Raw genomic sequence first — 24,815 nt, 5'->3', positions numbered from 1 at the left:
TACTAGATTAATTTACACAATATTATGGACTTGACTCTAAAAACATAAATTCAATAATTAATTTGTGTGATCTACCTGAAAATTATTATAATTTATATGATAAATTATTTATGAGAGTAGGAAAAATTTTCTTTTCGTTTTTATATAAATACGGAACAAAAGAGCAATTTATATATATATATCTGCTAATCAAAGTAAAGAAGATTTACTAGAAACTTATGATGATTTAGCAAGAGAAGCAGAAAAATTTACTTTAGATATTATAAAAAAAGAATTTAATCGAGGATGTTATGAAAATTATAGGAGACTTTTTTAAATATAATAAGCTTTACTCCCGGCTCATATCATTTTTGTCTATTTTGCTAGGATTTTTAAATTTTTATTCCCTTTACTTAATTTTTGAGGTATCGAGCTTTATTGTAGAAAAGAATGAGGATATATTAGGAACTTTTGTTTTATTTGCTATAAGTCTCTTGGTTAAGAAATTTGCTGAAAGTGTAACTACTTATTTGATTAATAAGAAGACATACTTGGAAGAGAAGGATTATTTCACAAAGATTTATCTAGATAAACCTTTAAGTTTAGTAGATAGCGAAAATGCTAACTACCAAAGAGATTATAGTATTTTGGCTAATTTTTTAAAAGATAGGAGGACATATTTTATTAGCCTAGCTAATATTATTAAGGGGATAGCTTACTTAATAAGTGTATATGTTTTTATATTTAATATAAACTTTTATTTGTTTCTAATTTTTATAATCTCAGCCTTACTATATATTCCTATAAATATAAAAGTTTCTCAAAAGAACAAAGCGATTTGGCCAGAGTATATGGGCAATATGAGAGTTTCAAATATTATTGACAAAATTTTGATAGATAAAGACCACTTGTATGAGAGAAATTTATTTAATTTTAAGGACTACATACAGGCAAAATTTTCTAAATCTTTTGATAAGGGCAGTAGAAGTAATCGAAAGTTAGGGAAAAGTAAATTTATCCTAGAAGCTATCTTGTTGGTACTATCAATTCTAACAACAGGAGTATCTATATTATTATCAGCGTGTTTAGACCAGAATTCATCTATATCATTTTCAAAAATAATATTAATCTTATCATTAAAATTAGGCGCTGATGGAGTGATTCAAAATATCTTGGCAGATAAGGATTTATTTAACCAATATAATTTAGCCTTAGATATTATGGATAAGCTAGTTTTAAAACCAAGACCTAATAACGAATATAGAGTAAAGGAAGAATTTAGCAAGTATAAGATAGACTTTAAGAATGTGTATTTTTCTTATCCAGGATCAAATAAATATACACTAGAAGATTTTTCCTATACCTTTACTTCAGGTATTTCCTACTTAATAATAGGTGAAAATGGAGCAGGAAAATCAACTTTGATAAAACTTTTATTGGGTTTATATGAGCCTACAAAAGGAGAAGTTACTATAAATGGAATACCCACTTATAGTCTAAGCAGTCAAGATAAGAGAAATTTATTTTCTATCTTATTACAAGATTCTAGCAAATATCCTTTTACTATCAAAGATAATATCGATTTATCAGTTAAAGCCAAGACCAGCTATTCAGAAGATATACTGAAGCTTGCTAAAAAATTTCCTCACGGCTTACAGGCAAATCTATCTAAATTAGATGATAGTCCCGTAGACCTATCTGGCGGCCAATGGCAAAAAGTATTTATGGAAAGAGTATACAAAGACAAAAACAAGGTTTTGATTTTAGATGAACCTACAGCTAGCCTTGATCCTATATCTGAGCTTAATTTTTATAAGAATATAGATAAGTTTACAGATGATAACTTGTCGATATTTATATCACATAGGATGGGAATAGTGTCGATATGTGATAAGATCTTGGTGTTGAAGGACAATAAACTCTTTGAAGAGGGGACATTTGATGAATTGATGGATAAAAAAGAGGAATTCTATGGTTTATATCAGGCACAAAAGAAATTGTACAAATAAGTTTTCAAAAATTAAGAGGGCTATTAGAGAATTTCTAAAAATTGATAGAAAAACTTTTGTAATTATTGCTTTCGTAGAGATAGGGTTTACTTTTGTAAATTTTCTAGCTTTATTTGCTCTTAACAACCTATTACAAGTCTTAGGGAAAAAGAATTCTATAAGTTATTTTGCCTTAGTAGTTGAAGCTTTGTTAATATATTTATTTGTTGTCTTGATCTTACAAGTTAAAAAGTCCTTCTTTAATTCCTATTATGTCCAATTTGTCTTGCTGCCTAGTTTTGAAAAGAAGTTTAAATTACATATGCAAGATATAAGTTCAAATATAGAGCCTATAAAATTTGAAGATAGGAAAATCTATAGGGACATATATGAGGCAAGTGTGTCTGCTACTAATATTTTTAGGCTTGTAGAAATATCTATAGAAAAAATAGGATTGATTTTAAATTTTATACTACTTTCTGTATTTTTTATAAATTTAAGCTGGACATACTTACTATTTTTGCTATTATCTTTGATATTAGGTTATATAGAAAATAATAGTAAGCATAGGATAATCGATGAAAGCAAGGATGAAATCCATAAATTTACTTTAAAAAAGTTGGAAATAACCGACTTATTAACTAGGCCAGGATATGTAAGAGATAATGAGATCTACAATTTCTATACATTTATAAAGTGTAAATGTGATAAGCTTTTTGATAATTTTGAAAAGACAGCCCAAAAAGTTAATAATGATTTAGCCTTTAAGGCAGGTAAAATAAAGATATTGTCCCTAATATTAAATATAGCCTTGTATTTTTACTTATATTATATTCTTATGGTGAGGAAAGATTTCGTAGGCTTTGCCTTAAGTTTCTTTGCTATGAGAATGATTCTTCAAACAAGCGAACAATATTCAAGCCTATCAAGTTATGAAGGAATATTTATTGATATGACAGAAGCCTACTTTAAATTCTATAAGACTTATAAAGATGCTAAGAAAAAAGCATTGTCAGAAGATTTTAATAACTTTTTAGAATTTAAAAATATCAAATTTAAATACCCTAATTCCACGAATTATACCCTAGATAAGTTGGATTTAAAGATAGAAAAAGGCAAGACCTATGTCATTGTTGGAGAAAATGGCTCAGGTAAAACAAGCCTTGTAAGTATTATATTGGGTTTATACAAGGCAGAAAGTGGAAGTGTGTTAGTAGATGGCTCTAGGGTAGATGTAGACTTATTAGATACTTATACGGATAAGAGCGCAACTTTTCAAAATTATGCCAAATATCCTCTTTCTATTATAGAAAATGTTACAATATCCGATACTAAAGCAAGTAAAGATAGGGCTATAAATATCTTAGATAAGTCATCCTTTAGAACTTTTCCCTATGAAAAAATAGTAGGTGAGGACCTAGGAGATTTTAATTTGTCAAAAGGTCAATGGCAAGAGCTAGCGATATTAAGATGCATATATAGGAATAGAAATTTCGTTATTTTTGATGAGCCAACTAATGATATAGATCCCCTAAAGGAAGAGAAAATATTTAAGTTCTTAGAAAAATATAAGGAAAATAGAACCATGATAATTATTTCCCATAAATTACTTAGTGCAAAACTTGCTGATGAGATAATAGTAATGGCAGATGGGGAGATTAGCCAACGAGGAAGCTTTGATAAACTTAGGGGAGAAGAAGGAGCCTTTAAAAGAATTTGGGACGCAAAAAGTGAGTCTTTTAGGTAAAAATAGAAAAATTACTTTACTTTCAAGTATATTCTCCTAATAGGGGTTAGTTAAGTGAACTTTCATTGAAAAATTATTATATATGAGGTATCTTCATAAAAACTGGAAATAAGTACAGCCATGCAAAATGGAAGATAAAATTAATAGATAATAGAGATAAAAAGGGTCTTAGGCAAAGTAAAGTGGATGATTTTACTATAATTAGACTGGATATATTAATAACAAGGAGAAGACTATGACTATGAATATAAACTGGTTTCCGGGTCATATGAAAAAGACCAAGGAAATGATAATAGATAATCTAAAGCTAGTGGATATAGTTTTGGAGATTATCGATTCGAGGATTCCTATATCTAGTAGAAATCCTATGATAGATGAGATAATCGGTGATAAGCCTAGGATGATTATTATGAACAAGGCTGACCTATCAGATAAGCAAGAAAATGCTAGGTGGCTTGAGAAATTTAAGGAAGAAGGGATTGCTTCTATAGCTATATCTAGCAAGGAAAGGGTAAATGTCGACAGGATTTATGCCCTTGCGAAAGGACTCTTGAAGGAAAAGTTCGATAGGAACAAGGAAAAGAGCATAGAAAATCCTTTAATCAAAATAATGATAGTAGGAGTTCCAAATTCCGGCAAGTCCACCTTTATAAATAATGTTTCTCAGAAAAAAGGAGCTAGAGTTGGAAATAGACCTGGAGTAACACAAACAAAGCAGTGGATAAAGACGAAATCTAATATACAGCTATTGGATACTCCCGGAGTCCTATGGCCTAAGTTTGACGAAGTAACAGGCCTTAACCTATCCTTTACCAATGCCATCAAGGATGAAGTTTTAAATATAGAAGATTTGACAATGAAGTTTATCGAGCTAATGAAGGAAGCCTACCCTGATAACTTGAATGAAAGATACGGAATTAAGGCAGAAGACCTAAGTCCTATAGAAATCTATGAGGCCATTGCTAAAAAACGTGGAGCAATAATAAGGGGCGGAGATTTTGATTATACAAGAACTGCTAATATTATCCTGAATGATTTTAGGTCAGGTAAACTTGGAAGAATAACCTTAGAAAGACTATGATATACTCAGACTACAACGACCAAATAAAAAAAGAAATATACGACAAGTACGACCTTGTAGCAGGGATTGATGAAGTGGGCAGGGGGCCTCTGGCAGGGCCAGTCGTGGCCTGTGCAGTGATTATGAAGAAGGATTCCCATATAGAGGGAGTAACTGACTCCAAGAAACTAAGTCGCAAGAAGATGCTAGCTCTTAAGGAAGATATCCTAAAGGACGCTCTCGCCTATGCATACGGCTATGGAAATCCTCACTTGATTGATGAGATTAATATCAAAAATGCCACCCACAGGGCCATGGAGGATGCTCTAAATCAATTAAAGCTAAGGCCTGATATAGTTCTGATAGATGCAGAGAGGATTAATACAGATATCAACCAGCTAAATATAGTGAAGGGTGACCTCAAGGAATATGCAATATCAGCTGCCTCCATCCTAGCCAAGATTAGACGAGATGATATAATGATTAATTTTTCTAAAATATATAGGGGCTATGGCTTTGAAACCAATATGGGCTATGGGACCAGGGCACATTATAGGGCGCTAGAAGAATATGGGGAGACTCCTATCCATAGGAAAAGTTTCCTAAAGAAGTTTCACGAAAGGCAGTTAAGTATCTATGACCTATAAGAAAAATCTGGGTGACTACGGGGAAAATCTAGTAGCCACCTACCTAGAAGAAAAATCTTATAAAATCCTTGCTAGAAACTATAGGAAGCCCTATGGAGAAGTCGATATAATTGCCAGGAAGGATAAGCTTATAGCCTTTGTAGAGGTGAAAACAAGGTCCAATAATAACTTCTCTAATCCCAGGGAGGCTGTTAACTTCGCCAAGCAGCAAAGGATTATCAAGGCTAGCCAAGCCTTCCTTATAGAGAAAAATCTGACTGATTATATAATGAGATTTGATGTGTGCGAAGTTTTGGTGGAAGAAAAGGAATTGAATTATATAGAAAACGCTTTTTAGAAGGAGGATACTATGAAAGTAAATGAGATAAGACAAGATGACTTTAAATTTGTTGATTTTTCAAAGGATGAGCTAAGGACAAACCTTGCGAGGATAAGTAGGATATGCGAGAATTTCAAAATTCCAGTATTGATCTTGATAGACGGCTGGGAATCTTCTGGTAGAGGCTATATAGTGAGCCAACTTAGTAAGGACCTTAACCCCAAGTATTTTGATGTAGATGTAGCAGGGGATAATCCTGACTACGGGAACTACTCTTTTATAAGGGATGCCTGGGTCAATTCTCCAGCCAAATCCCACATCAAAATCCAAACCAAGTCTTATTATTATGACTTGTTTGAAAACCTTGATGCTGATAAAGATGAGATCAAGGCTAAGGTTGAAGAAATCGAAAATTTTGAAAAAATGCTAACCGATGACCAAGCCATAGTAATAAAAATCTTCCTAGATATAGACGAGAAAACTCAAAAGGAAAGGCTAGAAGACTTGAAGGATTCCTACAAGCAATCTTTCTATGTTAAGGACCTTGATAAGAGACAAGTTAAAAACCATAAGGACTTTAAGAAAAACTTTAAAAGTATTATAGGGCAAACTAGCTTTGACTTCGCTAGGTGGAATGTCATAGAAGCTAGTGATACCAAGAATGCTAGCAAGGAAGTCTTGGGGATTTTGTCTGAAATACTAACCCTAGGTATAGAGAGAGTCGGCAACCAACAAAAGGATGAAACAGCTTTCGAGAGGTCCTATGACAAAAAATCCCACACTATAGAAAATCTAGACCTAGTGAAGGCCATGGATGATGAAGAATACCAAGAAAAAAAGGATAAGCTCCAAGAAGAAGTAGCAGAGACCATGTATAAGCTCTATGACAAGGGAATAGCCTCAGCCCTAGTCTTTGAGGGGGTAGATGCTGCCGGTAAGGACGGGGCCATAAAGAGGCTCATCAAGGATGTAGACCCAAGGCTTTATACAGTCCACGCCATATCAGCACCTACAGAGCTTGAACTTAGCCACCACTACCTATGGAGATTTTATAATAGACTTGCCAAGAAGGGCTATGTATCAATCTTCTCAAGGTCTTGGTATGGTAGGGTCATGGTTGAGAGGATAGAGGGCTTTGCGAGTATTGGAGAATGGGACAGGGCCTTTGAAGAAATAAAGAAGTTCGAGAAGTTCCTAGTTAAAAACAAGACCATGGTCCTCAAGTTCTTCGTAGTTATTGATAAGGATGTCCAACTAGAGAGGTTTAAGGATAGGGAGATAGAACCAGATAAGAGGTACAAGATAACTGACGAAGACTGGAGAAATAGGGAGAAGTGGGATCCATATATAGAAGCAATGAATGAAATGCTTGATAGGACCACCACCGACTATGCCCCATGGATTGTGGTAGAGGGCAATGACAAAAAATATGCAAGAATTAAGGTTATGGAAGAATACCTTGACTATGCCAAGAAATTCCTAAAGGAAATAGATTAGTTTTATGGAGGAATGCTTAGCCGATGAATCTCAAGATGACCAAGGAAGAAGTAATCCTTTATTTAAATTTTATTTACCTAAATAATTCCCTTATTTTAAAAATCTATGATGCGACAGGATTTGAGAATTTTTTCGAGAGAGATAGGAAGTTCTATGATTTTTTGACAGATAAGCAATACGAAAAGATCTTCTCTGATACAAATATCGAAGCCTTCAGGGTTTATTATGATAAGGTCAAGACCTATGGCTATGACTATGTAACCTTTCTCGATGAGGACTATCCTATTAACCTACGAAATATAGACGACAGGCCAGCTATCCTTTACTATAAAGGAAGACTTGATAGCCTAGCTGACAAAAATTCTTTAGCCTTTGTTGGCTCTCGTAAATGTACTCCTTATGGGAGGTGGGTAACAAAGACCCTCGTAACCGACATAGCTAGCTACGGCCTTACTACTGTATCAGGTCTTGCCTATGGAATTGATGCAGTTTGCCATAGGGAGACCCTTGATAGGGGCAAGAGAACCATAGGGGTTATAGGCTGTGGGATAGATAAGATATATCCCAAGCAAAATAAGGATCTCTACCAAGCTATGGAGGAGAAGGGCCTTATCTTATCAGAATTTCCCCTAGGCACAGAACCTGTTGCCTACAACTTCCCTAGGAGAAATAGGATCATATCAGGCATTTCCCTAGGAACAGTAGTAGTAGAAGCCAAGGAAAAATCAGGGACAATGATAACGACCAAGTGCGCCTTAGAGCAGGGGAGGGAAGTTTTTGCAGTGCCTGGCAATATTAATTCCATTTACTCCAAAGGAACTAATAAACTAATCCAAGAGGGGGCAAAACTCGTCCTAAGGGCAGAAGATATAATCGAAGAGCTTGACTATTTGATAGAAAAGATAGAAGAAAAAAGAACTTTGGACCTAAGTGGGCTTGATAAAGATGAAGGTCTAGTAGTAAGATATATTGAAGAATATCCATCAATTGGCGTAGATAAGTTAGTCGACTTAACTAATAAGCCAGTTGAAGAAATAAATTACCTCTTGACTTCATTAGAGCTAAAAGATTATATAGAAAACATAGGAAATGACGAATTTACAATAAAGGAGTGATAATTTGGCTAAGAATTTAGTTATAGTAGAATCGCCTACTAAAGCCAAGTCAATATCAAAGATGCTTGGAAGAAATTACAAGGTTATGGCAACAGTAGGCCACCTGAGAGACCTTCCCAAGAGCAAGTTTGGAGTAGATATAGAAAATAACTTCGAACCTCAATATATAAAGGTTAGGGGCAAGGCTAAAACTATAAATGAATTAAAAAAAGAATCAGAAAAGGCTGAGAAAGTGTATCTCGCGACAGACCCTGATAGGGAGGGAGAAGCTATTAGCTGGCACCTCCAATATCTGCTGGGACTTGACCCAAAGGATGAAAATAGGGTAGAATTCCATGAAATAACCAAGGAAAATGTCAAGGAAGCCATGAAGCACCCTAGAAAAATCAACCAAGACCTAGTAGACGCCCAACAGGCAAGGAGGGTGATGGATAGGATAGTAGGATATGAGCTAAGTCCCCTCCTATGGAAGAGGGTAAAAAGTGGTCTAAGTGCTGGTAGAGTCCAATCAGTTGCCCTAAAACTTGTAGTAGATAGGCAAAAAGAAATTGACGACTTCAAACCAGAAGAATACTGGACAATAACAGCCCACCATAACTACCAAAAAATGAAATTCGATTCAGAATTTTATGGCAATGATAAGAAAAAAATAAAAATCTCCAACGAAGAAGGTGCTAATAAGGTCTTAAATAAAATATCTAAGGACAAATTTAAGGTAGTAGGTGTTAATAAGACCAAAAAAAGGAGAAAACCTCCAAAGCCTTACACAACATCAACCCTCCAACAAGACGCTTCCAATAAGTTGGGCTTTTCGACCAAATTTACCATGCAGCTAGCCCAACAACTATTTGAGGGTATAAACATAGGTAGTGAGGGTAGTGTCGGACTAATAACCTACATGAGAACTGATGCCAATAGGATTTCAAAGGAAATAGTAAATGATGCTCTAGCCTACATCAAGGAAAAATACGGTGATGACTACGCAGGCAAGGGTAACACCTATGGAGGCAAGAAAAAAGGCTCACAAGACGCTCACGAGGCCATAAGACCTACATCAATCTATAGGACCCCTATAGAGATAAAGGACTACCTATCAGATCCCCAATACAAACTCTACAAGCTAATATGGCAAAGAGTAGTAGCTAGCCAAATGAGCGACTATGTATATGAATCAACCCAAGTTAGCCTAGATAATGAGGGGATTATCTTTAAGGCCAATGGTAAAATTACGATTTTTGAAGGATACAACAAGCTAAATCCAAACAAGGAAAATGAAAACATCCTCCCAGACCTCAAAAAAGGAGATGTCTTTGGAGCAGAAAAGATTGATAAGGACCAACACTTTACCAAGCCTCCAGCAAGGTACACTGAGGCTTCCTTAGTAAAAACCCTAGAAGAATATGGTATAGGCAGACCTTCTACCTATTCTGCTACCATCAACCAAATAATAAGTAGAAACTATGTAGAATTTGAAGGGAAGTCCATTTATCCAACAGAACTAGGCATAACTGTCAATCAATTTCTCCAAGAAAACTTTGAGGACTTTATAAACATAGAATTTACGGCATTTATGGAAGATAAGCTCGATAAGATTGCAGAAGGGGAGTCCTTCTGGAAGGATGACCTAGGAAGCTTCTACTCAAGTTTTGAAAAAGATATAAAAGAGGTCAAAAAAGATAGCAAGGACTACAAGGTAAAAGATGAAGTCCTTGACGAAAAATGTCCAAAGTGTGGTAGAAATCTCGCCATAAAACACGGCAGAAATGGTAAATTTATAGGCTGTACCGGTTTTCCTGATTGCGACTATACAAGGTCAATTGTCAAATCCACCGGGGTCAAATGCCCTCAATGTGGTGATGGAGAGCTAATCGAGAAGGTCAGCAAAAAAGGCAAGAGATTTTATGGTTGTTCCAACTATCCAAAATGTGACTTCGCCCTCTGGGACCCTCCAACAGGAGAAACCTGTCCAAAGTGTGGCTCACTTTTGGTTCACAAGAAAAATAGGTCAACAGACGAAATCAGATGCTCATCTTGTGATTATGTAAAAGAAAAAAGAAGATAAAAAATTAAAAATAAATCGTTCCAGCTTAGAAAATCTAGTTAATCACTAGGCTTGCACTTCGTGGATGCAAGTCCACTGGTTAAGTAACCATTGTGAAGCTTTATCTAAGACTATGGGACGATTTATTTTCTTAAAGATCCATCGAAAATTATTTAAGGTCTATATTTTTATATCTCAGATTAGATAGATCATCATTATGGGTAATTATTAGAACAATCTTATCTTTGGCTAGATTTCTTATTATATCTTTCATTATTTCTTTGTTAACAGGATCTACTCCTTCAAAGGGCTCATCGAATAAGTAAATGGAGGCCTTTGCATTTATAGTTCTTAAGAAAAGAAATAATCTTTTTTCTCCACCTGAGAAACTATCAGCGGTATCTTCCCTTTTTCTAAATTTTTCTATTAAATCAAGTGAAAGCTTATTTAATTTATTTTTATTAAAAAGGCTTATGTTATCAAGTAAATTGCTCGCAAATAGCGTATCATTTTGGTTCATGTAAGCAAGATTTGGATAAGTTTTACTTAAATTTAATTGAACTTTTCCTGAAAAATCATTATATAAGCCTGCTATTATGTTAAATAAGGTAGTCTTTCCATTTCCATTTTGTCCACATATCCTATATAGACCAGGGCTATCTATATTTAAATTTAGCTTATCAATTACTTGATTTTTACCATAAGAGTAAGATAAGTTTGATGTTTTAATCATAGGATATCCATAAGATAGATCTCTCATATCATTTTTATTAATCTTAGAATTTATAATTGGTTCTATTCTATCAACTACAGGTTCTAAATTATTTTTCATAGCCTTAAAATAAAAAAGTTCTGAAATTGGTAGATACACAGCATCTAAAAAACCAAAAATAGCAACCATAGTTCCTATGGTCATATTACCTGATATGATTCTTACAATAGATAAGCCCAAGATTGCTACTGGCATAAAGCTTGTTAGGAAGTTTCTTATAAAATAAAAGATGGCTGTCCATTTTTGAAGCCCCTTTTCTTTAAGATAAAGCTCATTTGTCTTTTTTTCTGCTTCATTACCTATTATATTTTCTAGCTTGTATGATTTTATTGTCATCAGATTATTTAAAATATCTATAAAAGAATTATTTAATTTATCTTTTTGTATGTAGCCTTCATCTACGAAATTTTTCATAGGCTCTAGGGTAAACTTAGTAAGCAGATAATAAAGGGGAACTGATAATAAGACTACAAGAGCTATTAATCTATCCAATGTAAAGAGAAGAAAGTAAGTGATGAAAAATCTAAGTGTATTGGCTACTAACATAAAATCATATAAAGAAACATATTGGCCAATTTGGCTTACATCTTGGTTAATTAGAGTAGATAGCTTGCCAGAGGAAATATCTTTGGACTTAGAGAAAGGCCAAGCTAAAATCTCTTTCATAAGGTCATATCTTATCCCACGTTCTATCTTTTTTTGAAAGATTTTTAAATAATAATCATAGACTAATAGAGTGCCTAGAGTAACAAAGATTTGTAAAATGACAAGTAAAATAAAATTTTTTAAAGCTAGGTTAATATCTTTTGCTACAACAGCATCGATTACATATTTGAAGTTATAATTATATAAAAGAGCTAGGATATTACAAAGGCTTACTCCAATTACTAGCCAGGCAGATGTTTTTCTATGATTTTTAATTGTGTGTTTTATGTATTGCATAAAATTTTACCTCATATATAATTTATAAAATTATCTCTTATCTTATTTATTTCACCAGTTACTATTTTTTCTAGTACTTTCTCTAGTGCATAGTCAAATCTTTTTTCTCTTTCGCACACATTTTTTAAAATAAGTATCATATTCTTTGAATCAAATAAAAATTTTTTTCCTTTAATCTTTTTTATTTTTATAAAGTTTTCCTTCATATAACTCCTCCTAAAAGAAAAATTAAAAACTTTAATAGACTGATGGCTTAATAAGTAAAAAATTTTGCTTTATTTATTTTAAAATAATAATATTATTAAAATTTATCACAAATTATATAATTAAACGTCCACCGCCACAAGAATGTGATGAATTAGTACATAAAGGTATAAGTATATCTACTGGTAATCTTAAATCTATTATCATAAATCGATTGATCTCCTTTCATATTTATCTCATTAGCCTAATAAAATTATAATAACAGTACTATAAGAATAAATATTTGTCAATAATTATTTTTAAATATTAATAATTATCTGATAATTGTTATTTTATATGAACTTAAGAAACACGAGTTAGTAAAAAAGGGGCGTTGTAGAATGAATAAATCGTCCCGATAACGTTAGAAGAACATATACGACAATTTGGATTCTATGAGCCGACGGGCTAGGTCTCAAAGAGCCGACGGGCTAGGTCTCCATGAGCCGACGGGCTTGTCTCTTAGAGCCGACAGGCTTGTCTCCATGAGCCGACAGGCTAGTCTCAAATTGTCTAAGACAAGCTTCTAACGATGGGACGATGATTAGTCATATTTTTGCAACAGCCCCGATGTAGGAAAGAATAATTGATGACCAATAATTAATTGCTTGTATTTTAACAGTATAAGCTTAATATATTATATATAGAAACAAAGAAAAAAGGTGGGGACTTAGATTAACTTGGATAATCTTTGTCACCACCTATTTATTATTCTAGAGGATTTGCGTATCCTTCAAGTTTTGATGTACAATGTGGACACCTAATAGCGTCTACTGGGATTTCACTATGGCAGTATGGGCAGGTCTTGGTAGTTGGAGCTTTTTCGACTTCATCTTTGTCTCTTCTCATAGCATTGATTGCCTTTACAACAAAGAACATAAACAAGGATATAATCAAGAATGAAATAATAGCGTTTATAACTAGACCAATCTTTAGGGTTGATCCACCAATTGTTAAAACTATATCCTCATAGTTAACTCCAGCTGTAAGGCCTGATATAATGGGCATTAGGATGTTATCAACTACTGCATTTACTATAGCTGTAAAGGCAGATCCCATTACTAGACCTATAGCCATATCGATTACATTACCACGTGCAATAAATTCCTTAAATTCTTTGAACATAAGTCCTCCTATTATTTTGTTCTACTTAATGAGTATACCCCTTATTTTAAATTTGACTTTAAATGTATTATTTAATATGATTTTATAAAGGAGTATTATGAAAAATTTACAAGTAGACGAAGAATTTTTTAATAGACTTAAAAATTATGCTATCTTCATACCAATTATAAGGGTAGATGGTGTAGATCAAATTTTATTTGAGGTTAGAAGTAAGGATATATCTCAAGGGGGAGAGGTTTCTTTTCCTGGAGGAAGTGTGGAGGAAGGGGAAGACTTTAAGGAGGCTGCCATAAGAGAGACTATGGAAGAGCTTAACCTACTTAGAGAAGATATAGAATATCTGGGTTATTCCTCTATGATTTTGACTTCTTCATATAGGCATATCAAGGCCTTTTATGGTAGAATAAATAGAAATATAGAAGATATTGATTTTAATGAAGAAGTGGAGAGGCTTTTTACCCTAGATATAGATTTTCTAAAGAAAAATCCGCCAATTAGGTACAGGGCTCCCTACAAGATGGACTTTCCTAAAGATTTTCCTTTCGATAAGATACCCAATGGTAGGGACTATAAGTTTATAACAGGGTATAATGATATGTATTTTTATGATACAGATCCGGTTGTATGGGGACTTACTGCAAAACTTTTGAAAAATTTTATAGAAAGCTGGCATAAAGATGAATAATGATATAAAAAATCGTTTTATTGAATATGGCAAGTATAATGACAAGGTTGTTTCTATCTTTTATCTAAAGTCCAATACTGATGAGGACTTTGTGGACCTCTGTACAGTGGTTGATGAGGTTATTGTTGGAAAACTTGAAGAAGAATTGAAGTCCTTGTTTACTGATGTATTTTTGATAAATAGGGTCAAATCTTCCTTTGCCCTTGATAAGGATAGGCAAAATTATACCATCCTAGAGGCCTTTACGGAAAGAGGGGTCAAGATATCAGAAAGCATCATTGCCTATGATTTTCTGGAAGATTTTATTAGGCAAATTCCTAAGGATATAGAATTTATTTACAATAGGTCTGACCTAGGTCAAATAAATCCTAACAAAAACTTTAAGTATGACCTTCCTAAGGAGTATGAGTTTAAGGCTACTGTGGATAGTTTTTTTGCCAGAGCCTACGAGGTTAGCCTCTATCTTGGTCAAAACGATGTGATAGCCTCATCTCTTGTTATGGATAAGCTTAGAAGTGAGCTTTCAAAGATGCTTAATTTCTATGTGATTAACAAGTTCTTTGGTCTAAGGGATATGGGGCTTGATGGAAAAAACTTTGATCAAACCCTCAGTAAAGAAATCAAGGAAGATTTTGAGCTAACCTTTGCGACCAATGATCCACTTGATATTTATAACTGTCTCTTTAAGGCCTGTGGCCTCTTTAGAAAAGTGGGTATGGCAGAAGCTGAGAAGCTTGGCTACGAATACAACAAAGAAGCTGATGTCAAGACTCTAAAATTACTAAGAAAAAATTATAAGAAGCTAGAAGCTTTGTTGAGGTAGGTTTTATGAAAAGAGTTAAGGTAATTGGATCAATAATTTTAAGTATAATTTTACTTTTCCCTATAAATCTAGCCTATGCCCAAGGCGAAGGCAGGGTTGTTGGTCTTGATGAGAATGTAGAAGCCTACCTTATAGGAAATGAAGAAAGTGGGGAAATATACTACGAAAAAAACGCCGATGATAGTAGAGCTATAGCATCATTGACTAAGCTAATGACCTATCTTTTGACCCAAGAGGCCATAGATAACGGCGAGATCACCCTAGATACAAAGTTTAAGGCAGATGAAGAAACTGAGAAATTAACTTCCTGGGAATATAGTGCCTTGGGCCTAGAAGAAGGGGAAGAATACACAGTTGAAGAGCTTATCCAAGGTCTCCTTGTGGTAAGTGGTAATGACTGCGCCTATCTCTTGGCAAAATCTCTAGCAGGGAGCGAAGAAAAATTTGCTCAAAAAATGAATGATAAGGCCAACGAACTGGGCCTTGCTAGTCAACGCTACTACAATGCATCAGGTATAGAAACAGAAGATGGCAAGGAAAATACTTCATCAGCCAGGGACCTCTTTAAACTTGCCCAATATATAAGAAAAACTTATCCAGATATAAGCAAGTACACTACTATGGATGAGGTAAGCCTTCCTGATAAGGGCATAAGTGAACCATCAACCATTCCCCTAATGGATGACATAGGAGGAGTTGATGGACTAAAGACAGGAACAACAGAGAAGGCTGGCTATTGCCTAATAACTACAGTTGATATGGCAGGAGTAGATCCATCTGATAACTTCAGGTGCATAGGTGTGGTTATGGGAGCAGACCAAAAGGATACTAGGAATTCTGTAATGAGCGATTTAATTTATTATATAAGCCGCTACTATTCCTATAAGGATGTCCTTAGTACCAAGGAAAGTGTAAAGAGCCTTGATTTGATATCAGCCAAGCAAGGTTATGTCGACCTATATCCTGACCAAAATATAACTATAGTATCAAAGGATGACAAGATTGTATCTAAAAAGGTATCTATAAATGAAAATATACAAGCCCCTATCAAAAAGGGAGATGTCCTTGGAAAAGTTTATGTTACATATGATGATGAAAGCTATGAGGTCAATTTGGTTGCTCAAAATGACGTGGCTCAGGCCTCTACCTTCGGGAAAATATTTAGAACTATAGGAAATTCTGTAAATTTTATGATTGACCTATTGATTGCTAGATAAATTGTCGTATAATAATAAGGAATGCTTAAGTGCATTCTTTATTTTTTAAGTATCGGTAGCTCAGCTGGATAGAGCACCGCCCTCCTAAGGCGGGTGTCGGAGGTTCGAATCCTCTCCGGTACACCAAGTATGGTTGTTGCTTAGGCAGCAGCCAATTTTTTATATGGGGATTTTATGGAAGAAAGACAAAAATTTTCAGACCAAGATATATTTTTTATGGAAGAAGCCTTAAATGAAGCGAGATTCGCGAGATTTATTGAGGAAGTGCCGGTAGGAGCTGTCATAGTCTACGAGGGAAAGATTATCGGTAGGGGACATAATTTTACCTACAAGGGCAAGTCTGCCATCTACCATGCAGAAATCATGGCCATAGATGAAGCTAGTAAGTTTATGGATGATTTTAGGCTAGAAGGCTGCACAATGTATGTGACCATGGAGCCATGTGTCATGTGTGCAGGGGCCATAATAAATTCTAGGATTGATAGGCTTGTAATAGGACTTCGTGACCATAAAAGAGGAGCCTGTGGGTCAAATGTCGATGTCATAAGTGATAGAAATGGCCTCCATTGGATCGACCCAGAATTTTCCCTCCTGGAAGAAGAATCCCTTTATGAACTCCAATCTTTTTTTAAAATGCTAAGGAAGAGAAGCAAACTTAAGAAAAAGGAAGTGAAGGCAAAGCTTAATAAAAGCCTTGAGGATTAAAATATTTAAGGCATATACTGACTACAATGACCAGTAGCTATGGAACTTGAGTTGAGTCCAGGCACTGGCTTTTTTTGTTTATAGTTTTGCTTATAAGGTCCTTCCTAGAATTTTAGCTTTATTAATCGGGGGTATTTCTTTAAAAAATAGTATTTGAAGTATAATAATAAGTAGAACAAGTATGAATAAAAGGAGAGTATTATGAAAATTTCTTTAATAGACCCATTAGAAGTTGATCAAAGTATTATAGATGAAAATAAGAAAAAAATCGAAGAACTAGGTCATGAATTTGAGTATTTTGACCAAAGTGCTTCAAGCGATGAAGAAAAAATCGAAAGACTTAAGGATAGCGATGTTGCTATTATAACCAACAAACCACTATCAGCAGAAGTTATCAACAATACAAATCTAGAATTGATCGATGTTGCCTTTACAGGTGTGGACCACGTAGACCTAGATGCAGCTAAAGAAAAGGGTATCAAGGTCCTAAATGCTAGTGGCTACAGTGATGATAGTGTCGCAGAATTAGTAATTGGTCTAACAATTGGAGTTTTGAGAAAGTTTAACAAAAATAGAGAAAATATTTTTGATGGCAAGACTAATCCTTTACTTGGAGAACTAATCAAGGGCAAGACCTTTGGTGTTATAGGAACAGGCCATATCGGTGAAAAATTAATCGACTTGCTACAAGTTTTTGGATGTGATATAATTGCATATTCTAGAAGTGAAAAGGAAGAAATTAAGGCTAAGGGTGTTAAGTATGTAGACCTACAAACCCTCCTTAAAGAAAGCGATATAGTATCACTCCATATACCAAACAACAAGGAAACAAAACACTTCCTAGGCAAGGAAGAACTTGACCTAATGAAAGAGGGAGCTGTTCTAATTAACTGCGCTAGGGGTGCTGTTGTAGATAATGACTACCTAGCTAAACTACTTAATGAAGATAAACTAAGAGCTGGTATAGATGTATTCGATATGGAACCACCACTTCCAGAAGACTACCCACTTAGGAATGCTAAGAATGTAATCCTAACTAACCACGTTGCCTTCTACACAAGAGAAGCTATGGAAATCAGAGCAGGAATTGTCTTTGATAACCTATACAAATATCTAGATGGAGAGATTGTTAACGAGATAAAACTATGAGTGATGTGAAAATCGTGGCCATAGCGGGAGGTTCTGCTAGCGGCAAATCTTCTATAGTGAGAGAAATTAGTGAATGGTTTAAGGACGATTTGGTAGTAATTGGCCATGATAATTACTATAAGGCCCATGACGATATAGATTTTGACCAAAGGAAAAAATTAAACTATGATTATCCAGGTGCCTTTGACAATGATCTTTTCTACAAGGACCTATTGAAGCTCTTAGATGGTAGGGAGATTGATATGCCAACTTATGATTACAACCTCCACACTAGGGCCAAGGAAACAATTAGGGTCAAGCCAAAGAAGATCATCTTGATAGAGGGAATTTTGGTCCTTTATGATGAGAGGATAAGGTCTATCACTGATACAAAGGTATTTGTAGATGCTGATAGCGATGTGAGATTGCAAAGAAGAATATTGAGGGATACCAAGGAGCGAGGCAGGTCATTAGAATCTGTTCTAGCTCAATATATTTCCCAAGTTAAACCCATGCACGAAACCTATATAGAGCCTAGCAAAAAATATGCCGACATAATAATCCCTAGGGGAGCTAGAAACCTCAAGGGCATTCAAATCTTAAAGAGGCATATAGCTCATTTAATCGAGGGATAAGATGAAAGTAAGCATAAGCGAAATAGACCATAAGTTAATAGAAGATTATATAAGGGGAGACACTTCTAGGGGCTTTGAAATCTTTGGACCTATCAAAAACGATGATGGAATATACACCTTTAGACTCTATGCACCAGAGGCTGACGAAGTTTACCTAAAGGGAGATTTTTCTTCATGGCAAGGGCTTAAAATGACCAAAAATCCTAAGTATGGTTATTTTTACCTTAGAGTCCCTGCCAGGGAAGGGGACTACTACAAGTTTGTCATAGGCAAGGATTCTAACTTTATAGAAAAGGCTGACCCCTATGGAAGATCTATGAATGCCGAGGGGGACTTTGCTAGCCTTATAGTAGATGAGTCCTATGACTTCCATGATGGAGAATACTTAGAAACTAGGAGCAAGAACTTCGATAGGCCTATGAATATCTATGAGATCCATATTGGCTCATGGCTTAGGCTTTCTGATAGGGTTAATTTCCTAGATATAGTGGATAAGCTAATAGCCTATGTCAAGAAGATGGGCTACACCCATATCGAGATTATGCCTGTTACAGAGCATCCCTTCTATCCATCTTGGGGCTACCAATCTAGTGGATTTTTTGCGACCTCTAGCAGGTATGGAAGTGTCCGAGACTTAAAGAACTTTGTGGACCTCCTTCACCAAAATGGCATAGGGGTAATCCTCGATATGGTTACAGTTCATTTTGCATCAGACGCCTTTGGACTAGACCATTTTGATGGAACTGCCATGTATGAGTCCAAGTATCAGGACCTAAAATACAGCGAATGGGGTTCAAACAATTTTGACTATTCTAAGGGACACGTAAGGTCCTTTATGAAGTCAGTATTTACCTACTGGATAGAAAACTTCCATTTTGATGGAATAAGGGTAGATGCAGTGTCCTATATGATTTACTATAGTGGCAACAAAAATCGTGGACCTCACAGGGATAATATTTCCTTCTTGAAAGATCTAAGTAGGACTATTAATGACAAGTATCCAAATGTTATGCTTATTGCAGAGGATAGCTCAGATTATCCTGATGTTACAAGCCCTGTAGATGAAGGTGGACTAGGCTTTGACTACAAGTGGGATTTGGGTTGGATGAATGATACTTTGAGGTATTTTAAGGTTGATTCTTTTAATAGGATTGACTATCAAAAGTACATCAATTTTTCTATGTTCTACTTTTATAATGAAAATTTCATCTTGCCCCTAAGCCATGACGAAGTTGTCCACTTGAAGGGGTCTATGATTAAGAAGATGAGTGGGTCCTATGAGGATAGCTTTAAGGAACTAAAACTCTTATATACCTACCAAATGACCCATCCTGGCAAAAAATTAAACTTTATGGGCAACGACATTGCGACCTTTGATGAGTGGAATGAGAATGCTTCCATAAATTGGGACATATTAAAATTCCCTGTCCACGATGATTTGAACAGGTATGTCAGGGACTTGAATTATCTCTATAAGGATAACAAGGTCTTCTATGAAAAAGACTACGAGGAAGAAGGATTTGAGTGGAAGGTAGTAGATGATAATGAAAATTCTGTCTTTGCCTATGAGAGAAGGGCAGGAGATGAGAGATTTTTGGTTATACTAAATATGACCAATACCTACAAGGGAGCCTATCACATCCCTTATGATGAAAATTTAATATTTAAAGAAGTTTTAAATAATTTAGATAAAAAATACGGGGGCAGCAGGGATGCTGACCGTAAGAAAATAATCAAGAAAGGAGAAGACTTGGTAGTAGAGCTTTGGGAATATGAGGCTCTTATACTAAAGATAGATACTTATGAAGGAAAAAAAGCCTATTAACCTATCATGGCTTGTTGAAAAATGGACCCTGGTAGATGAAGATTCATATCTTAAAAATATGTGGCTTAATACTGAATCCTTAGATTTTGTTAGAATTAATAAGGAAATCGAAAGCGTAGAAGATATAGAAGCAAATTATATTGATATAGACTCAGATGTAGAAAATTATATACTTATGCCTACTGAAGATGAACTTTGCGAACAGGACTTAAGGTCTGCCTTTTTGTCAAAGCTTAGTAGACAGACAAGGGATAATTTTGTAGATAGCTATGAGGGAATTTCACCTAGGGAAGAATTTATGGATAAGGTCTATGAGCTAGGTCTTGACAAAGAGTGGAACGAATTCCAAAGACAAGCAATAGCAGGACTCCTGCTAAACTGGGCCTTGGATGAAGAAATTCCTATAAATAAGGACATGGAGATTATTAACATTAACAAATTATGAGTTTAAAGAAGATAGTTTATATCCTTGCCCTTGCTACACTTATTACAGGCTGTGCCAATGATAAGGTAGACCCAAAGGAAGTTAAGGATATAGAGGAAGTTGAAGATATAAGAGAGAATGAGACGTCTGATTCAAGAAGTGTAAAAAAGCTAGACAAGACCTACTACGAGTACTTTGATACAGTAACCACCCTCCTAACCTACAGTGATGATGAGGATGAGTTTAAGAGGATTAGCGAGGTATTAGAAAAAGAACTTGCCAAGTACCACAAACTTTACAATTCCTATGATGAATTTGAGGGAGTCAATAATTTTAAGACTATAAATGATAAGGCCGGAGTAGAACCTGTAAAAGTTGAGCCTGAGATTATAGAACTTATCGACTACTCAAAAGAGATGTATGAGTTAACTGGTGGGAAGATAAATATTGCCCTGGGTAGGGTGCTTGAAGTTTGGCATAATTATAGGGATATAGCAACCAAGGACCCTGATAGTGTAGCTATACCAAGTGATAAGGAACTAGAAGAAGCAGCTAAGCATAAGGATATAGATGCAATAGAAGTTGACCATGAAAATTCAACAGTATTCATAAAAGACCCTGAGGTTAGGATAGATATAGGAGCTATAGGTAAGGGTTTTGCTACAGAAAAAATAGCAGAAGTCCTAAAGAATGAAGGCTTTACCAGCGGACTCTTGTCAGTAGGTGGAGATGATGTTATTATAGGTCTAAATCCTAATAATGAGGAAGGTAAGTGGAAAATTGCCGTTCAAAATCCCTTCCTAGACCAAAAAGATAAGCCTTATGCTGCAGTTGTTGATGTGAGCGACACTGCTTTTGTAACAAGTGGGGACTACCAAAGATACTTCACAGTAGATGGAAAAAACTACCACCATATAATTGATCCAGAAACAAATTATCCCTCAGATAAGTGGAAAAGTGTTTCGGTAACTACAGATAGTATTGCTCTAGCAGATACCCTATCAACCTACCTATTCCTTATTGATCAAGAAGAGGGCCAAAAGATCTTGGATGAGAATAATGCCCTGGGTTATTGGATAGATACTGAAGGTAATGAGTACAAATCAGAAGGTTGGGATGAGATTGAAGATAAAGACTTCGATCTAGATTAGAAATTGAGGGCTAGGACCCTCTATTTTTGTTATTAGCATATGAGGAGAAAGATATGATATATGATTTTGAAACTGTATTGGATAGGAGAGACCTAGGATCAGCCAAGTGGAAGGAGATGGAAGGAAAAAATCCTAAGCTAGAAAAGGGTATAGTACCACTTTCTGTAGCTGATATGGAATTTAAACATCCAGCTAAGTTGATAGATGGAATAAAGAAGTTTTTAGATAGGGACTTTTTGGGTTATGGACTTCCTAACAGGTCTTATTATGAGGCTGTAATTTCTTTTATGGAGGAAGAACATAATTTCCCTATAGAAAAAGACTGGATTATAAATACCCCAGGAGTTGTGCCGGCTATCTTTAATGCCATTAGGACACTTACAAATATAGGAGATGGGGTCATTATTATGCCACCAGTTTACCACCCTTTTTCTTTTGCTATAGAAAGACAAAACCGTAAGCTTGTTAGGTGTCCGCTAATAAATAAGGAGGGCCATTACGAAATAGACTTCAATCTTTTTGAAAATCTAGCAAAGGACCCAGCAAACAAGATTCTTCTCTTTTGTTCTCCTCACAATCCTGTAGGTAGGGTGTGGACCAAGGAAGAGTTAGCAAGGCTTGCTGAAATAATTAAGGCAAATGACCTCTTCCTCCTATCTGATGAGATCCACTTTGACTTAATCATGCCAGGATTTAGCCACACAGTCTTCCAAACTATAGACGAAGACCTTGCTGATAGGACTATAACCATGACTGCCCCTACCAAGACCTTTAACCTAGCAGGTCTATCAGTATCAAATATAATAATAAAAAACAAGGCACTTCGTGAGAAATTTACCAGTGGTCTTGATGGCATATCTCTAAAAACTACCTCATCCATTGCCTATAAGGCCTGTGAAATAGCCTACAATGAATGCAGGGACTGGCTAAGAGAATGCATCGAGGTGATTGATGAAAACCAAAGATATGTTCACAAGTTCTTCAAAGAAAGACACCCAAGGATAAAGGCAAATCTAATAGAGGGAACCTACCTTGATTGGATAGACTTTAGGGCCTTGGAAATGGATCCTAGGAACTTAGAAGATTTTATGACCGAGAAAGCTAAGTTATTCCTAGATGAGGGCTATATCTTTGGAGTGGAAGGGGAAGGCTTTGAGAGAATAAATCTTGCAGCACCTAGGTCAGTTATAATAGATGCCATGGATAGACTTGATATGGCATTAGACAATTTAGAAAAATAAGGGAGAAAGAAGTGAAGAAAGCTTTTGATAATGATAAATACATAAAGTTACAATCAGAGAAAATCCTTGAGAGAATTAGTCATTTTGACAAGCTATACCTCGAATTTGGGGGCAAGATGTTTGATGATAGCCATGCTAGTAGGGTCTTGCCTGGATTTTTGCCTGACTCAAAACTTAGGATGCTAAAAAACATCAAGGATAAGACAGAAATAATCATAACCGTAAATGCCAACGACATCGAAAATGGCAAGATGAGGATGGACAATGAAACATCCTATGATATGGAAAGCTTGAGACTAAAGTCTGAGCTAGAGAAATTTGGCTTTTATGTATCTGGGATAATAATTACCCAATTTGACCAACAACCCAAGGCCATCAAATTCCAAAAATACCTAGATAACCTAAAAATAAAATCTTGTAAGACCTATGATATAAAGGGCTACCCAAACAACATCGACCACATCATATCTGATGAGGGCTTTGGTCAAAATGAAAGATTTGAAACAAGTAGGCCACTAGTAGTAGTAACAGGACCAGGACCAGGCTCAGGCAAAATGGCAACCTGCCTATCCCAAATGTACCTTGACCATGAAGTAGGAATAAATGCAGGCTATGCCAAGTTTGAGACCTTCCCAATATGGAATTTGCCCCTAAAGCACCCGGTAAATATGGCATACGAAGCAGCAACAGCCAACCTAGATGATGTAAACATGATAGACCCCTACCACCTAGAAGCCTATGGGGAACTCTCTGTCAACTACAATAGGGACGTAGAAGCCTTCCCAATCCTCAAAAAAATGCTAGAAAAAATTATGGGTACCTGCCCATACAAGTCTCCTACAGATATGGGAGTAAACATGGTAGGATTTTGCATAGAAGATGAAGACCTAGCCAAAAAAGCTAGCAAGGAAGAAATAATCAGAAGGTACTACAACACCCTAATAGATGTTAGATATGCCAAGGAAAGCTACTCATCAGTAGAAAAAATCAAAATGCTAATGAGTCAGCTAGAAATCAGCCCTGACGATAGGGAAGTTGCTCTGAAGGCAAGGGAGAAGTCAAAAGCCACTAGAAACGAGGCCTTTGCCATAGAACTTGAAGATGGAAAAATAATAACAGGCAAGCACAGCGACCTCCTATCAGCACCAGCTGCCTGTATCCTAAACGTCCTCAAAAAACTAGGTAACCTTGATGATAAGATCCTCCTTATATCTCCCCACATAATAGAACCAGTATCCAAACTAAAAACTGAGTCCCTAGGAGAAGACGAAACCTCACTATCAATAAACGAAATGCTAATAGCCCTATCCATATCAGCTACAACTAACCCAATAAGCCATATGGCTATAGAGCAAATTAACAAACTAGAAGGACTAGATGCCCACTCAACAGTAATCCTAGACGATTCCCAAAAATCCATGCTAAGAAAACTAGGCCTAAACTTCACCCAAGACCCAGTCAGCTTTAGCGAAGACTATGAGTAAAAAATAAAAGTTAATAAAAGCT

The 24,815-nt window shown here is 35.5% G+C and carries 22 protein-coding genes and 1 tRNA gene; 20 read left to right on the top strand and 3 right to left on the bottom strand.

What is annotated here, in order from left to right:
* The first annotated feature begins 290 nt into the window (after window positions 1–290).
* The 8 genes from MUN42_RS02655 to topA all read left to right on the top strand — a co-directional run bounded on the left by MUN42_RS02655 (window position 291) and on the right by topA (window position 10,414).
* On the top strand, window positions 291–1,988 hold the full coding sequence (locus tag MUN42_RS02655; RefSeq protein WP_243342759.1) for an ABC transporter ATP-binding protein: 1,698 nt from the start codon (window positions 291–293) through the stop codon (window positions 1,986–1,988).
* The gene (locus MUN42_RS02650) at window positions 1,951–3,714 is read left to right on the top strand and encodes an ABC transporter ATP-binding protein (RefSeq protein ID WP_243342758.1); all 1,764 of its coding nucleotides are present in this window, start codon (window positions 1,951–1,953) and stop codon (window positions 3,712–3,714) included. The genes MUN42_RS02655 and MUN42_RS02650 overlap by 38 nt, the downstream gene beginning before the upstream one ends.
* Before the next feature lie 241 nt (window positions 3,715–3,955).
* Window positions 3,956–4,795 carry a ribosome biogenesis GTPase YlqF gene (gene ylqF / locus MUN42_RS02645; RefSeq protein ID WP_243342764.1) on the top strand — a complete coding sequence of 280 codons (840 nt, stop codon included), beginning with the start codon at window positions 3,956–3,958 and terminating at the stop codon, window positions 4,793–4,795.
* Window positions 4,792–5,421, top strand: coding sequence for a ribonuclease HII (locus tag MUN42_RS02640; RefSeq protein WP_243342757.1), 630 nt, complete (start codon window positions 4,792–4,794; stop codon window positions 5,419–5,421). The genes ylqF and MUN42_RS02640 overlap by 4 nt, the downstream gene beginning before the upstream one ends.
* A complete protein-coding gene (locus MUN42_RS02635; RefSeq protein WP_243342755.1) occupies window positions 5,411–5,758 on the top strand; it encodes a YraN family protein in 348 nt (115 codons plus the stop codon). Before MUN42_RS02640 ends, MUN42_RS02635 begins: the two co-directional genes overlap by 11 nt.
* A gap of 12 nt (window positions 5,759–5,770) precedes the next feature.
* Window positions 5,771–7,237 (top strand): hypothetical protein, encoded by a 1,467-nt coding sequence (locus MUN42_RS02630; protein ID WP_243342753.1) that lies wholly within the window; start codon window positions 5,771–5,773, stop codon window positions 7,235–7,237.
* Window positions 7,238–7,260: 23 nt separating this feature from the next.
* Window positions 7,261–8,352, top strand: coding sequence for a DNA-processing protein DprA (dprA, locus tag MUN42_RS02625; RefSeq protein WP_243342750.1), 1,092 nt, complete (start codon window positions 7,261–7,263; stop codon window positions 8,350–8,352).
* 4 nt (window positions 8,353–8,356) lie between these two features.
* Entirely contained in the window at window positions 8,357–10,414 is a 2,058-nt protein-coding gene (topA, locus tag MUN42_RS02620; RefSeq protein ID WP_243342749.1) for a type I DNA topoisomerase, read from the top strand.
* 148 nt (window positions 10,415–10,562) lie between these two features.
* Here the strand turns inward: topA and MUN42_RS02615 are convergent, their stop codons facing one another.
* From MUN42_RS02615 to mscL, 3 genes are all read right to left on the bottom strand, one after another.
* Complete coding sequence (locus tag MUN42_RS02615; RefSeq protein WP_243342748.1) at window positions 10,563–12,107, bottom strand: ABC transporter ATP-binding protein; 1,545 nt, start codon at window positions 12,105–12,107, stop codon at window positions 10,563–10,565.
* 11 nt (window positions 12,108–12,118) lie between these two features.
* The gene (locus MUN42_RS02610; protein WP_243342747.1) at window positions 12,119–12,313 is read right to left on the bottom strand and encodes a hypothetical protein; all 195 of its coding nucleotides are present in this window, start codon (window positions 12,311–12,313) and stop codon (window positions 12,119–12,121) included.
* 745 nt (window positions 12,314–13,058) lie between these two features.
* Window positions 13,059–13,475, bottom strand: coding sequence for a large conductance mechanosensitive channel protein MscL (gene mscL, locus MUN42_RS02605; protein ID WP_243342746.1), 417 nt, complete (start codon window positions 13,473–13,475; stop codon window positions 13,059–13,061).
* Between the two features lie 97 nt (window positions 13,476–13,572).
* Between mscL and MUN42_RS02600 the strand changes: the two genes are divergently transcribed.
* The 12 genes from MUN42_RS02600 (at window position 13,573) to MUN42_RS02545 (ending at window position 24,793) form a co-directional block, all read left to right on the top strand.
* The gene (locus tag MUN42_RS02600) at window positions 13,573–14,160 is read left to right on the top strand and encodes a CoA pyrophosphatase (protein ID WP_243342745.1); all 588 of its coding nucleotides are present in this window, start codon (window positions 13,573–13,575) and stop codon (window positions 14,158–14,160) included.
* Window positions 14,153–14,983: an aminoglycoside 6-adenylyltransferase gene (locus tag MUN42_RS02595; protein WP_243342744.1), complete on the top strand. Its 831-nt coding sequence runs from the start codon at window positions 14,153–14,155 to the stop codon at window positions 14,981–14,983. Before MUN42_RS02600 ends, MUN42_RS02595 begins: the two co-directional genes overlap by 8 nt.
* A 5-nt stretch (window positions 14,984–14,988) precedes the next feature.
* Window positions 14,989–16,200: a D-alanyl-D-alanine carboxypeptidase family protein gene (locus MUN42_RS02590; protein WP_243342743.1), complete on the top strand. Its 1,212-nt coding sequence runs from the start codon at window positions 14,989–14,991 to the stop codon at window positions 16,198–16,200.
* A gap of 49 nt (window positions 16,201–16,249) precedes the next feature.
* Window positions 16,250–16,326, top strand: a tRNA-Arg gene (locus MUN42_RS02585).
* A 48-nt stretch (window positions 16,327–16,374) separates the two neighbouring features.
* Complete coding sequence (locus tag MUN42_RS02580; protein ID WP_243342742.1) at window positions 16,375–16,905, top strand: nucleoside deaminase; 531 nt, start codon at window positions 16,375–16,377, stop codon at window positions 16,903–16,905.
* Window positions 16,906–17,106: 201 nt separating this feature from the next.
* Window positions 17,107–18,054 (top strand): NAD(P)-dependent oxidoreductase, encoded by a 948-nt coding sequence (locus MUN42_RS02575; RefSeq protein ID WP_243342741.1) that lies wholly within the window; start codon window positions 17,107–17,109, stop codon window positions 18,052–18,054.
* Window positions 18,051–18,668, top strand: a complete 618-nt coding sequence (udk, locus tag MUN42_RS02570) for a uridine kinase (RefSeq protein WP_243342740.1) — start codon at window positions 18,051–18,053, stop codon at window positions 18,666–18,668. The genes MUN42_RS02575 and udk overlap by 4 nt, the downstream gene beginning before the upstream one ends.
* A 1-nt stretch (window position 18,669) precedes the next feature.
* On the top strand, window positions 18,670–20,493 hold the full coding sequence (gene glgB / locus MUN42_RS02565) for a 1,4-alpha-glucan branching protein GlgB (protein ID WP_243342738.1): 1,824 nt from the start codon (window positions 18,670–18,672) through the stop codon (window positions 20,491–20,493).
* Complete coding sequence (locus MUN42_RS02560) at window positions 20,471–20,938, top strand: acyl carrier protein (RefSeq protein WP_243342736.1); 468 nt, start codon at window positions 20,471–20,473, stop codon at window positions 20,936–20,938. Before glgB ends, MUN42_RS02560 begins: the two co-directional genes overlap by 23 nt.
* Entirely contained in the window at window positions 20,935–22,068 is a 1,134-nt protein-coding gene (locus tag MUN42_RS02555; protein WP_243342734.1) for an FAD:protein FMN transferase, read from the top strand. Before MUN42_RS02560 ends, MUN42_RS02555 begins: the two co-directional genes overlap by 4 nt.
* A gap of 53 nt (window positions 22,069–22,121) precedes the next feature.
* On the top strand, window positions 22,122–23,309 hold the full coding sequence (locus MUN42_RS02550; protein ID WP_243342732.1) for a MalY/PatB family protein: 1,188 nt from the start codon (window positions 22,122–22,124) through the stop codon (window positions 23,307–23,309).
* An 11-nt stretch (window positions 23,310–23,320) separates the two neighbouring features.
* Window positions 23,321–24,793, top strand: coding sequence for a DUF1846 domain-containing protein (locus MUN42_RS02545; RefSeq protein ID WP_243342730.1), 1,473 nt, complete (start codon window positions 23,321–23,323; stop codon window positions 24,791–24,793).
* Window positions 24,794–24,815 lie beyond the last annotated feature (22 nt).

Origin of the sequence: Anaerococcus sp. AGMB09787 (assembly GCF_022808955.1) — a bacterium.
In the GTDB taxonomy this organism is placed as follows: domain Bacteria; phylum Bacillota; class Clostridia; order Tissierellales; family Peptoniphilaceae; genus Anaerococcus.
The sequence above is the reverse complement of the archived record's forward strand: the minus strand, read 5'-3'. Positions and strand labels throughout refer to the sequence as shown.